General features: G+C 58.9%; 13 protein-coding genes. 9 read left to right on the top strand and 4 right to left on the bottom strand.

The annotated features are described in order from the left end of the window. The first annotated feature begins 15 nt into the window (after nt 1–15). A complete protein-coding gene (locus F475_RS22990; RefSeq protein WP_111454788.1) occupies nt 16–723 on the top strand; it encodes a CTP synthase in 708 nt (235 codons plus the stop codon). After that, nucleotides 720–1043, top strand: coding sequence for an antibiotic biosynthesis monooxygenase (locus tag F475_RS22985; RefSeq protein WP_111454787.1), 324 nt, complete (start codon nt 720–722; stop codon nt 1041–1043). The genes F475_RS22990 and F475_RS22985 overlap by 4 nt, the downstream gene beginning before the upstream one ends. Nucleotides 1044–1115: 72 nt before the next feature. Here the strand turns inward: F475_RS22985 and F475_RS22980 are convergent, their stop codons facing one another. Then, nucleotides 1116–1442, bottom strand: a complete 327-nt coding sequence (locus tag F475_RS22980; protein WP_064616425.1) for a DUF2025 family protein — start codon at nt 1440–1442, stop codon at nt 1116–1118. 236 nt (nt 1443–1678) lie between these two features. On the opposite strand from F475_RS22980, the gene F475_RS22975 reads away from it, so the two are divergent. From F475_RS22975 to F475_RS22965, 3 genes are all read left to right on the top strand, one after another. Continuing rightward, nucleotides 1679–2806, top strand: a complete 1128-nt coding sequence (locus F475_RS22975) for a glycerophosphodiester phosphodiesterase (RefSeq protein ID WP_018926417.1) — start codon at nt 1679–1681, stop codon at nt 2804–2806. 172 nt (nt 2807–2978) lie between these two features. After that, entirely contained in the window at nt 2979–3284 is a 306-nt protein-coding gene (locus F475_RS22970; RefSeq protein WP_007934833.1) for a PepSY domain-containing protein, read from the top strand. A 158-nt stretch (nt 3285–3442) separates the two neighbouring features. After that, nucleotides 3443–4603 (top strand): GAF domain-containing sensor histidine kinase, encoded by a 1161-nt coding sequence (locus F475_RS22965; RefSeq protein WP_111454786.1) that lies wholly within the window; start codon nt 3443–3445, stop codon nt 4601–4603. A gap of 16 nt (nt 4604–4619) precedes the next feature. Here F475_RS22965 and F475_RS22960 read toward each other — a convergent pair whose 3' ends face one another. After that, nucleotides 4620–4982 (bottom strand): hypothetical protein, encoded by a 363-nt coding sequence (locus tag F475_RS22960; protein WP_111454785.1) that lies wholly within the window; start codon nt 4980–4982, stop codon nt 4620–4622. A 294-nt stretch (nt 4983–5276) separates the two neighbouring features. Next, on the bottom strand, nt 5277–6902 hold the full coding sequence (locus F475_RS22955; RefSeq protein WP_111454784.1) for a methyl-accepting chemotaxis protein: 1626 nt from the start codon (nt 6900–6902) through the stop codon (nt 5277–5279). Between the two features lie 275 nt (nt 6903–7177). Between F475_RS22955 and F475_RS22950 the strand changes: the two genes are divergently transcribed. The 4 genes from F475_RS22950 (at nt 7178) to F475_RS22935 (ending at nt 11877) form a co-directional block, all read left to right on the top strand. Beyond that, complete coding sequence (locus F475_RS22950; RefSeq protein ID WP_018926423.1) at nt 7178–8200, top strand: transporter; 1023 nt, start codon at nt 7178–7180, stop codon at nt 8198–8200. A 269-nt stretch (nt 8201–8469) separates the two neighbouring features. Continuing rightward, a complete protein-coding gene (locus tag F475_RS22945; protein ID WP_111454783.1) occupies nt 8470–10086 on the top strand; it encodes an inorganic phosphate transporter in 1617 nt (538 codons plus the stop codon). A gap of 205 nt (nt 10087–10291) precedes the next feature. After that, complete coding sequence (locus F475_RS22940; RefSeq protein WP_111454782.1) at nt 10292–11158, top strand: hypothetical protein; 867 nt, start codon at nt 10292–10294, stop codon at nt 11156–11158. Further along, nucleotides 11155–11877 (top strand): TylF/MycF/NovP-related O-methyltransferase, encoded by a 723-nt coding sequence (locus F475_RS22935; RefSeq protein WP_018926426.1) that lies wholly within the window; start codon nt 11155–11157, stop codon nt 11875–11877. The genes F475_RS22940 and F475_RS22935 overlap by 4 nt, the downstream gene beginning before the upstream one ends. 60 nt (nt 11878–11937) lie before the next feature. Here F475_RS22935 and F475_RS22930 read toward each other — a convergent pair whose 3' ends face one another. Next, on the bottom strand, nt 11938–12375 hold the full coding sequence (locus F475_RS22930) for a multidrug/biocide efflux PACE transporter (protein ID WP_111454781.1): 438 nt from the start codon (nt 12373–12375) through the stop codon (nt 11938–11940). Between the last annotated feature and the right edge of the window lie 49 nt (nt 12376–12424).

The raw sequence follows: 12424 nt of genomic DNA, 5'->3' as shown, positions 1-12424 counted from the left end.
GCGTCGAGATCACTCATGGAAACCAACGCCATCCGCATTGCCCTGATCGGTGACTACGATCCACACGTCTCCGCCCATCAAGCCATCCCCGTTGCCCTCGGCATGGCCGCCGAACACACCGGCATGAACCTGCAGTTTGAATGGCTGGCCACCGACCGCATCACCGCCGATACGCCACTGGATGACTACGATGGTTTCTGGTGCGTGCCCGCCAGCCCATATCGCGATATGGATGGCGCGCTACGGGCGATCCGCTTTGCCCGGGAACAACAACGGCCGTTCCTCGGCACGTGCGGCGGTTTTCAGCACGCGGTACTGGAATTCGCCCGCAACGTATTGGGCTGGGAAGATGCCGAACACGGCGAGACTTCGCCCGACGCGACGCGGGCGTTGCTCACGCCGCTGACCTGTGCGCTGGTGGAAGCCGTCGACAGCATTCATTTGGTTGAAGGCTCGTTGATCGCCAAGGCGTACGAAAATGCGGAGATTCGTGAAGGCTATCACTGCCGTTACGGTGTGAATCCCGAGTTTGAACGGCAGCTACTGACGCGACAGTTGCACGCGGTTGGCCACGATTCGGCGGGGGATCTGCGGGCAGTGGAGCTGAAGGATCATCCATTCTTTGTCGCAACGCTGTTCCAACCGGAACGCGCCGCGCTCAAAGGCCTGCTGCCGCCGTTGGTCAAGGCATTGATCGAGGCCTGTGCGAGGCAAAAATCATGATCGCCCAGACACCTGCAGCACCTTACTACGCAGTGATTTTCACCTCGCTGCGCACCGAAGGCGACCAGGGTTACGAACAGGCCGCCGAACGCATGGTGGAACTGGCCCGTGAGCAACCTGGCTTCCTGGGCGTGGAATCGGCCCGGGGCGCGGATGGGCTCGGGATTACGGTGTCCTACTGGGCCAGCGAAGCGGCGATCCTGGCCTGGAAGCATCATCCCGAGCACAGCGCGATTCGTGAGCGCGGGCGATCGACCTGGTATTCGGCGTGTCATACGCGGGTGTGCAAGGTTGAGCGGGCCTATGGGTTCAAACAGTAAATGATGCGGCGTTCTGGAGGCCGTCTTCGCGGGCTTGCCCGCGAAGACGCCAGAACAGCCACCGCAAAACCCTCACCCCCGCACCAAACTCCTCACCGCCGTAATCTGCGGCACGTCCTGTCGATTCATGTACACCCGCAACGGCTCGGTGATGTTGATCCGGTCGTCGATGTTCTGGTCCAGCAGCAACTGAATCAGTTCGCGCTTGAGCGTCATGGTCTGCTCGGGGCCGGGTGCCCAGACGAATTCGCTGGCGGGGATGATGCCGTCGTCAGCCACGTCCATGCCGAAGGCGTCTTCGCTGAAGCGCACGATGTACTGGCCGGTTTTGCGATTGAGGCCGACGAAGCCTTTGAGCTGGTCGGCGGCCTGGCAAATGAGCTGGGAAGTGATGCGCATGGTAAACCTCACAAAAGGTCGCTAAGGACCGGTGATCGATGGTTTACACACAGGGCAAGTGAACGGGTTTCCCTCTGCCGGGGAAACTGCAGGTGTGAAGATTACTGCAAAGAGCCGCACAAAAGCGTCGAAGAAATCTTCTTTAAACACGTTTATGTCGGTCTGGTGATAGCACAAGCGGCGCTCAGTTGTTAAAAGATACGTCTTTGAAAACTCATCGCAAAAGGACTTCGACCATGCCTGTCTCCTTCACCAAAAGCGCCCTGCTGCTGAGCCTGATGCTCGGCCTCGGCCAGGCACAGGCCACCAGCGAGCCAAGCCCCAGCGCACTGGCAACCCGCCTGGGCATTCCGCACCCGGCGGTGATCGCCCACCGTGGCGCCTCTTTCGATGCACCGGAATCCACCGCCGCAGCCTACAAACTGGCTCGCGACCTGGGCGCCGACTACCTGGAAATGGACCTGCAACGCAGCAAGGATGGTGTGCTGTTCGCCCTGCACGACAACAACCTGCAACGCACCACCGACGTCGCTACCAAATTCCCTGAGCGCAAGGACAGCCCGGCCAACGAATTCACCATCGCCGAACTGAAAACCCTGGATGCCGGCAGCTGGTTCAACACGGCGTACCCGGATCGCGCGCGTCCTGGCTACGTGGGTCTGAAGATCCTGACCCTGGACGAAATCATCGACATCGCCCAAGGTAATCCACTGCACAAGCCTGGCCTGTACATCGAAACCAAGGAGCCAAAGCAGTTTCCCGGCATCGAACGCGATCTCAAGGATAAATTGCAGGACCGTGGCTGGCTGAGCCCGACGGGTTCCAAACTGGCAAAAAGTAATCTGGCGGTCGGCCAGGGGAAAGGCAAAGTCGTGCTGCAAACCTTCGAGAAGAGCAGCCTCGAACTGCTCGAGAAGGAAATGCCGCAAGTGCCGAAAATCCTGCTGTTGTGGGTCGGCGAAGGCAGCATCGAGCCGAAATCCAAAGTGACGTTCGCTGAGTCCGGAGACAAGGACAAGGCGACTTACTACGCCAAACAGGAACCGAAAGACAAAGCCGAATTCCAGCAATGGGTCGAGTACGCCAAGGCCCAGGGCGCTATCGGCACCGGGCCTTCTGCCGCGCTGACCAAGGGCGGCGATCAGAGCTATTCAGACCTGGTGAAACCGTGGATGAACCAGTTCACCCACGATCAGGGCATGCTGGTGCACGTCTACACCATCGACGATGCCGTGGATTATCAGAAAGTGATGGATGCCGGTGTCGATGGCATCTTCACCAATCGCGCCAGCGAACTGCTGAAGTTCTATAAGCGCCCGGCGGCGGCGAGCGTTGCGCAGTTGTTGCAGAACAACGGGTACTGATTGGCGCCAGGCACTGCACCGCGTCGTCCCCATCGCGGGCAAGCCACGCTCCCACAAGGTCTGCGCAAAACCTGTGAGAGCGTGGTTGCCCGCGATTGTTTTTTTAAGGGTGAATTAAGTTGCGCTGTTTAACCTGATCCCACTTAAACAGCTCCTCCAAGGAAAGAACTTGATGAAAACCTTAACTGCCCTGTTCACCGCTGCTGCCCTGACCCTCACCGCCGGCCTGGCCCAGGCTGATGTTCGCGTCGACCAGATCCCCGAGTTGGTCAAAAGCGGCAAGATCAAACCCCTGGAAGAAATGAACCAGGCCGCGCTGAAGTTGCATCCGGGCGCCACGATTACCGATACCGACCTGGATAACCACTTCAACGGTTACGAATATGAAGTGGAACTGCGTCTGGCTGACAACACCGAATGGGACGTGGACTTCGATGCCGCCACTGGCAAGGTCCTGAGCAACAAACAAGACAAGTGATTCAACGGCAAAAAGCCGCACGATCTTCGGGTCGTGCGGCTTTTTTGCGTTCGTCGTAAGGCAAATCGCTGAAGTCATGAACGAAGTCGCGCCCTTTTGCGCAGGCCCGCTAGAATCCCTCAACACCACTCAGCATGTTGAAGCAGAGAACCACGGATATGGGGCAAACAGCGGCAGCAGACATCGCCACGATCGGCCGGATCAGCACGGTGCCGGCGGTTCTTCAGGTGATCAGTGAGCTGACCGGGTTGCGGTTCGCCGCGGTGGCCCGCGTCATCGACAACACCTGGATCGCCTGCGCGGTGCTCGATCGACTGGGTTTCGGCGTGCAAGTGGGCGATGAACTGCAGCTGGTCTCCACGCTGAGCGACGAAATTCGCCAGGGCCAGCACTCGGTGGTCATCGACAAGGTCAGTGAAGACCCGCTCAGCCGCGATCATCCCTTCGAAAGCTACATTGCGGTGCCGATACTTCGCACCGACGGGCGCTTCTTTGGCACCCTCTGCGCCCTCGATCCTGATCCCGCGCCGCTCAGGTCCAGCACGATACAGAGCACCATGGAATCCTTCGCCCGGATGCTCGCGCTGCAGATCGAGGCCGAAGAAAACCTGCAACGGACCGAAGCGGCGCCGATCAAGGAACATAAAACCACCGAACTGCGCGAACAGTTCATCGCCGTGCTCGGCCATGACCTGCGCAACCCCTTGTTCGCCATCAGCGCTGGCGCCGAAATGCTCCTGCGCAAACTCAAAGACCCGCCAAATGAGCAACGGGTTCGGCATATCCTCACCAGCGCCCGGCGTGCAACCAAACTGGTCGACGATGTGCTGGACTTCGCGCGCGGGTCATTGGGTCGCGGCATCCCGGTGAATATCGAGCCGTGCCCGGATTTGGGGGATGTGCTGCGGCATGTGATCGCCGAGATCCAGAGCATTCACCCCAAGCGCATTATTCAGTCGTCGATTGGCGACCTGAGCGACATTCATTGCGATCGCGAACGGGTCGCGCAGTTGCTGTCCAACCTGCTGGCGAATGCCGTTGTCCACGGCGATCCCGACGGCCCGGTCGAGGTCAGTGCGCAGGTCAACGAAGGGCACTTCATATTGAGCGTGAAAAACCACGGGCTGATTGCCGAGGATGCGCTGCAGCATCTGTTCCAGCCCTACTCGCGACCGACCGGCGGAACACCGCAGGCCGGCCTCGGGTTGGGGTTGTACATTGCCAATCAGATTGCGCTGGCCCATGGGGGGCAGCTTGAAGTGAAATCGACGCAGTCCCATGGAACGGCGTTCATATTCACGCTGCCTTTGACGCGGTGACGACAGCCTCAATGTCTTAGACCGCGTTAGCGTGACTCACGGACGATTGGCTGTTAAACATCTCGACCTTGGCACGGAAAGAACTTGAGGTGGAGGTCGATCCATCCAGATGCTTGATCGTGTAGTAAGCCTCCGCAGCGACAGCCACCTGACTCAGCGCTCCTTTGTCCAAAGGAATGTGTATGGGAAAGAAATCACCTTGTCGATATTTGTGATAAGCAACCTCCACGTTGCCAAACTTCACGAAGATTTCTTCGCCCTCTACAAATTCTTCCCGTGCCGGGATGATTACTTTCGGAATCACTGGGTCTGCTTCATCAACGAAAAAAATGATCGACTGTCCACCGACAACAGTCATAGGGTTCAATGTTTCGGTCATCGCAATGCTCCTTGTGAAAGTATTGGCACAGGTTCAGTTTGAGTAGGCGCGCCAAGGGATATCTAGCGCCGCGAGAAAAAAACTGTCTACTGTCAGAAATAACAGGTACCGCTGAAATCGGGCGTCTTGGTTGCAAGTACCCGATCAACGGCACACCGACCTTAACAAGGTGTACAGCTGTAATGCTTAGGGATCAGGCCGAGGTGCTGACCACCGAATCCGCCGTACTGCCACCTTCATCCTGCAACGCCTGTGTACCGACTCGGTAACCGATTCGGTACACAGCCCATTTCACTAGGCGCTCAACCGCGCCGTCACCTCATTCAATTGCCCCGACAGCCCATGCAGGTTGTGGCTGGCCGCTTCGGTGCGCTGCACGTTGTCCAGGTTGGTGCTGGCGATGCTGGTGATTTCGGTGAGGTTGCGCGAGATGTCTTCGGCCACTGAAGTCTGTTCTTCTGCGGCGGTGGCGATCTGGCGGTTCATGTCGCGAATGGCTTCCACGGCATGGGTGATCCGCTCGAGCATGGCGCCGGCCTGGGTCACTTGCTCGACGCTTTGCTCGCTGCGCGACTGGCCGCTTTCGATGGCCTGGGCCGCGTCCACCGCACCGGTTTGCACGGTTTGAATGATCTGGTTGATCTCGATGATCGACGCTGCCGTGCGCTGGGCCAGGCTGCGTACTTCATCAGCGACCACCGCAAAACCGCGCCCGGCTTCACCGGCACGGGCCGCTTCGATTGCCGCGTTGAGCGCCAGCAGGTTGGTCTGTTCGGCAATGCCGCGAATCACTTCCAGCACCTTGCCGATGCGCCCGCTGTCTTCTTCCAGACGACGGATGACCGTGGCGGTGTTGGCGATTTCGCCACGCATTTGGGTGATGGTGTGAATGGTGCCCTGCATGACCTTCTCGCCTTGCTGGGCGGACTGATCGGCATCGTCGGCCGCACGTGCCGCTTCGGCGGCGTGGCGCGCGACTTCTTGCGCGGTGGCGGACATTTCGTTCATCGCCGTGGCCACCTGATCGGTGCGATTGAACTGCTCGTTGGTGCCGCTGGCCATAAGGCCGGCAATCGAGTTCAGCTCACCGCTGGCACTGTCCAGGTCCGACGCGCTGCGCTGCAAACGACTGAAGGTTTCGGCGAGGAAATCGCGCAAGGTGTTGGCGGCCCTGGCCAGGTTGCCCAACTCGTCCTGACGGGTGCTGGCCACGCGCTCGGCGAACCGGCCCTGACTGAGTTGCTCCACGTAGTCGATCAGTTTGCGGATCGGCTCCACCAGGTTGCGATTGACCAGCCACAGACTCAACAAACCAATCAGCAGGCCCGACACCAGCATCACCGCGAGCCCCGACAACACCGTCTGATCGGCACTGGCACTGATCAATTTCGATTGTTCGACACTCTGCTTGCGCAGTTCGCCGACCAGTTCATTCATCTGCTCGCTGGCGGCGCGGTCCACGCCCTTGACCGCATTGTCGCCGGCCGCTGGGTCGGCACCGGCCGCCACGTAGGCATCACGGCCCTTCTGATACGCCGCACCTAATACACGATGCTCCTCACGCAGGCGTTCGATGCGGGTCTTGAGTTGCGGCTCCATACCCTTCTGCCCCGCCAGTTCACCAAGGATACCCTGCACATTGCGCTGACCCTCCTCGAACTGCTTCCAGTATTTGTCCAGGTCCGCAGGTTGCTTGCCGCGCAGCAGGACGTTTTTCCACTCCTGAACCTGCACCTTGAATTGCAGGTTGGCTTCATCGATCAGTTGCGAGGTGTGCAACGGGCCTTCGATCAGGTTCGCGTAGTTCTGAACGCCGTTGGACAAAAAGTGAAAGCAGGCCAAAGCGATCAACAACATCGCCAACAGGCTGCCGCTCAACAGGGCGAGAATTTGTGCTCGAAGGGACTTTTGTAAAGACATCGGGAAGTACTCGAAACAGGAATGAGGCACGCGGATGAAGGCGTGAAAAGTATCCGGACATCCCTGTCTGCCACGTTGGCCCTTGGCCGAAGGCGCGCAAACGTAACCCAAGCGTGATCGGCGTTCCAGAGCGGTTCTTGAGGAAAATCCGACCATCGGTATCGCAATCGTTTGCGTACACCTTGCCGTCACAAAACCGTCATGAGCGCTTGCAATGATGAGGCTCAAGTGAACCTGTGAAACCCGCGACAGGCGCCTCCCCGCAGCGAGACTTCATGAACCACAGCATTGATCAACGCCATCGCGATTCCGACCTGTTCGGCCTGCTTTACGGTTTCAGTTTTCGCCCCGGCGAGCGCGGTCGAGAGATCGATTCGGCCAAGGCACTGCACTGCCTGCAACAACTGGACGACAGTGATGAGTTTCTCTGGCTGCACCTGAACCTGGCCCATGCGGCGTGCGAGCGCTGGATGAAAAGCCATCTGGAATTGCCCGACGAGTTTTTCGAAGCCTTGCACGAGGGGTCGCGTTCAACGCGCATCGAGCATGTCGATTCGGCGTTGCTGGCGGTGGTCAACGATGTGGTGTTCAACCTCAGTAGCATGGTTTCCTCGGATGTCTCGACGCTGTGGGTCTGCGCCCGCAGTCGGCTGATCATCAGCGCGCGCCTGCAACCGCTGCACTCGGTGGACAAGCTGCGCTCTTCGGTGAAGGCCGGTGAATGTTTTCGCTCACCACTGGAATTGCTGGTGCATTTGCTGCGTGATCAGGGCGAAGTGCTGACGCAGATCGTGCGCAAGACCAGCCTCAGTGTCGATCAGATCGAAGATGAATTGCTGTCGTCGCGCCTGTCCACCAACCGTGCCGAACTGGGCGCCAACCGCCGGGTGCTGGTGCGCCTGCAACGGTTGCTGGCGCTGGAGCCGGGCTCGTTGCTGCGCCTGCTCAATCGCCCGCCGCAATGGTTGCAGAAGGAGGACGTCAAGGAGTTGCGCAAATCCACCGAGGAGTTTGCGCTGATCATCAACGACCTTACGGCGCTCGGTGAGCGGATCAAGCTGTTGCAGGAAGAAATCGCCGCCAACCTCAACGAACAGAGCAACCGCACGCTGTTCACCCTGACCGTGGTCACGGTGTTGGCGCTGCCGATCAACATCATTGCCGGTTTCTTCGGCATGAACGTCGGCGGGGTGCCGCTTGCCGGGGATCCGGAGGGGTTCTGGATTCTGGTGGCACTGGTGGCGACGTTTACCCTGATTGCCGGGCGCTGGGCGTTTCGTAAGCGGCGCGATTATTAAACCGCCCATCATCACCGATACCTTGTGGCGAGGGAGCTTGCTCCCGCTGGGCTGCGCAGCGGCCCCTATCCGGTTTATTCATTCAAACAGAATTCTCTGGTTTTACGACTGCTTCGCAGCCGAACGGGAGCAAGCTCCCTCGCCACAGGTATTTGCCTGCCTTAGCATCCGGCATCACAAAAAAACCAAACACTGACCCAGCGCAGTCTCACTGTAATATTTAGCAACGATCATGGGCGACACTCCTTCTCTGCTCAGGATTGTCCGGCATGGCTACGCCTTCCTTCACCGCCGCCTCCCAGGCGCCCGCCAGCGGCGCCAGGCCGCAGTTCGATAAAAAACCCGGCCTGCTCACCTTCGTGATGTTCTTTGCCGTGCTGGGCAGCGGGCTGTTGTTCACCGCCTACAGCCTGATGCACGACATGAGCGAACTCGGCACGGTGGTCACCACCTGGACGCCGTTTCTGCTGTTGGGCGTGGCACTGCTGATTGCCTTGGGCTTTGAGTTCGTCAACGGTTTTCACGACACCGCCAACGCCGTGGCGACGGTGATTTACACCCACTCCTTGCCACCGAATTTCGCCGTGGCCTGGTCCGGGTTCTTCAACTTCCTGGGGGTGTTGCTGTCGAGCGGCGCGGTGGCGTTCGGCATCATCGCCCTGCTGCCGGTGGAGCTGATTCTGCAGGTCGGCTCCTCTGCCGGTTTCGCGATGATCTTCGCCCTGTTGATCGCCGCCATTCTGTGGAACCTCGGCACCTGGTGGCTGGGTTTGCCGGCCTCTTCGTCGCACACCCTGATCGGTTCGATCATCGGTGTCGGTGTAGCCAATGCCTTGATGCACGGCCGCGACGGCACCAGTGGCGTGGACTGGGCCCAGGCGACCAAGGTCGGTTACGCGTTGCTGCTGTCGCCGCTGATCGGCTTCGCATTCGCCGCGTTGTTGCTGCTGGCGTTGCGTGTCTTCGTCAAAAATCGCGCACTGTACAAGGCGCCGAAGGGTAATACCCCGCCACCGTGGTGGATTCGCGGCATGTTGATTCTGACCTGCACCGGCGTGTCCTTCGCCCACGGCTCCAACGACGGCCAGAAAGGCATGGGCCTGATCATGCTGATTCTGGTGGGCACGCTGCCGATGGCGTATGCGCTGAACCGCACCATGCCGGCGGATCAGGCCTTGCAATTCGCCGCGGTGGCCGAAGTCACCCAGCAAGCCCTGATGAGAAACACACCACTGCCGATGCCCACCGATCCACGCCCGGTGCTGACCGACTACATGCGCAACAAGGAAGCCACCCCGCAATTGATCCCCGCCCTCGCCGCGCTGGCGGGCCAAATCGGTAACGAAGTGAAGGGTTACGGCTCGCTGTCGAAAGTCCCGGCCGAAGCGATGGGCAACGTGCGCAACGACATGTACCTGACCAGCGAAACCATTCGCCTGATGGACAAGAACAAGGTCGGCAATTTCGACGCCGACACCACCGGCAAGCTGCAGCTGTTCAAGCAACAGATCGACAACGCCACGCGGTTCATTCCGCTGTGGGTGAAGATCGCGGTGGCCATCGCCCTGGGGCTGGGCACCATGGTCGGCTGGAAACGCATCGTGGTGACGGTCGGCGAGAAAATCGGCAAGACGCACCTGACCTACGCCCAAGGCGCCTCGGCAGAAACCGTGGCGATGCTGACCATCGGCGCCGCCGACATGTTCGGCCTGCCGGTATCGACCACCCACGTGTTGTCTTCAGGCGTGGCCGGGACCATGGTCGCCAACGGTGGCGGCTTGCAGATGAAGACCATCCGCAACCTGCTGATGGCCTGGGTGCTGACCTTGCCGGCGGCGATTGTGTTGTCGGGCAGTTTGTATTGGTTGTTCACCAAGTTTTTCTGAAGCCCCGCAATACCCTGTGGGAGCGGGCTTGCCCGCGAAGGCGGACCGACAGTCGACTCATCGTCGAATGTAATACGCCCCTTAAGCATTTCGTCGCAAATTCATGGGATTAATCGTTTATTGATCCCTCTCCCGCCGGATAGCACTTCAGTTTGCTACCGTGTTGCCGACTATTAAGAGACTCGATGTATTCAGGAGGGGAACCGTGAATCTGTATATCAATCAGCTTCAGAAGAAAGCTGACTTCAAAGAAGCCATCTACGCAGGCGACATCTTCCTGAACACTCAGCTACGCACGGCCAAAGAATTGTGTGCGTTTGCCCAAGAAAGCATCACTGCCGCCTTCGACGGCGAGACCAATCACCAGGCCCTGCACACGTTGATGCCGGTGGAAGAATTCGTGGTCCTGGTCACTCGCCTCAAGAGCCAGTTCACTAACAGCCAACGCGCCAAGGACTTGATTCTGGGCTTCATCGATGAAATCGGTGTCGACCCTCGCGAGTACATTTTCGATGTGCCACGGATCCGCGTAGTGCCTAACTTCGACTACCTGCATGCCGGCGTCAGCTATGCCTACAAACCCCATCGCGACACCTGGTACGGCGGCGTCGACTGTCAGATCAACACTTGGATGCCGGTGCATACCATCAGCCCTGACCAGACCATGATGATCAATGGCGGTTATTTCGATGTACCGGTGAAGAACACTTCAAAGGATTGGAGCCTGTCCGACTGGATCAACAACCAGCGTCATCGAGCCAAGGAAAACCTCAAGGAGGAAGTACGGGTACACCCGGTTCCACTGGAAGAGATCAATACTTCTTCGGAAATCCGCGTGGCCGGCAACATGGGCGACATGCTGATTTTTTCCGGTTCTCACCTGCATGGTACGGTTCCCAACTACACGCAACAGACCCGCTTCAGTGTGGACTTCCGCCTGATGCACCTTGACGACCTCAAGCACAAGCGCGGCGCGATCAACGTCGACAGCGCCTGCCCGGACGTCGGTGCAGGGTTCAACGATTATTTCCACGCTCACGACTTTTCGAAATTCCAAGGAATCCAGCAATGACCAAGCGTCGCATTACGCCCGCCGAGGCTCAATACAACGAAACCCGTGCCAATGTCCTGAAACGGGTCGACGCCGAGTATGTGGCCGACGCGCCATTTGTCTTCGCCCACCGCATCGGCGTGACCGCTGCACTGTCGCGTATGGAGCTGTTCAAGAAAGTCGCCGAAATCCCTGGCGCGATCATTGAATGCGGCGTGTACAAGGGCAACTCGCTGATGCTCTACATGCACCTGTCGATGATTCTGGAACCCTACGCGATCAACCGGTCGATCATCGGCTTCGACACCTTCGAAGGCTTCCAGAGTATCGACAAGAAAGAAGACCCGGCGGACGTCAACGAGACCATGTTCTCCGACACCGACCAGTCGCTGATCCAGGACATGATCGACGCCAACGACCTGTTGCGCCCGGTCAACCGTATCCCGCGCTGCGAGCTGGTCAAAGGCGACATCGTCAAGACTGTGCCGGAGTGGGTCCAGACGCGTCCGGACCTGGTGGTGGCGATGCTGATCCTCGACACCGACCTGTACGAGTCGACCAAAGTCGCTCTGGAAACCTTCCTGCCGTACATGCCAAAAGGCGCGATCGTAGTGCTCGACGAAGTCGCCTATCGCAACTTCCCCGGCGAAACCAAAGCCCTGCGCGAAGTGCTCGACCTGAACAAGATCGAACTCAAGCGCCTGCCGTTCGATTCGTGCGTGGGCTACTTCCACGTTTGATGCACAAGTTCCTGTAAACAAAGATCAAAAGATCGCAGCCGAAGGCTGCGATCTTTGCTTTTACCCTTCCAACGCCCTGCGCACCATCAACCGCTCACGCACCACGTCGTAACCCCAGTGGTACACGTAGGTGTACGGCAGGAAAAACAGCAGCACGCCGATATCCAGCAGGAACGCCTGCCACAGGCTGATCTTCAGCCACCAGGCAATCAACGGCACCCCAAACGCCACCAGCCCGCCTTCGAACAACAGCGCATGCACCACCCGCACCCAAGCGTTACGCACAATGGCAAAGCGCTTGAGCATGCGGTCGAACAGGCCGTTGAAGACCACGTTCCAGGCCAGGGCAAGGGCTGCAATCGCCATGGTTGCCACGCCCATTTCCAACATGGGTTTGTCCATGATCCAGGCCAGCAGCGGAGTACAGATCAATATCGCCAGCAGCTCGAAACCGATGGCCTGGAAGATGCGTTCAGTGATGGATTTGTTGGCGTTCATGGCCAGACTCCCTGAGTGACTGTGGTTGCCATGATCTGTCGTCGAACCG

This window comes from Pseudomonas sp. URMO17WK12:I6, assembly GCF_003253625.1.
Taxonomy (GTDB): Bacteria; Pseudomonadota; Gammaproteobacteria; order Pseudomonadales; family Pseudomonadaceae; genus Aquipseudomonas.
Note: the sequence above shows the minus strand (reverse complement) of the source record. Positions and strands in the feature narration are given on the sequence as shown.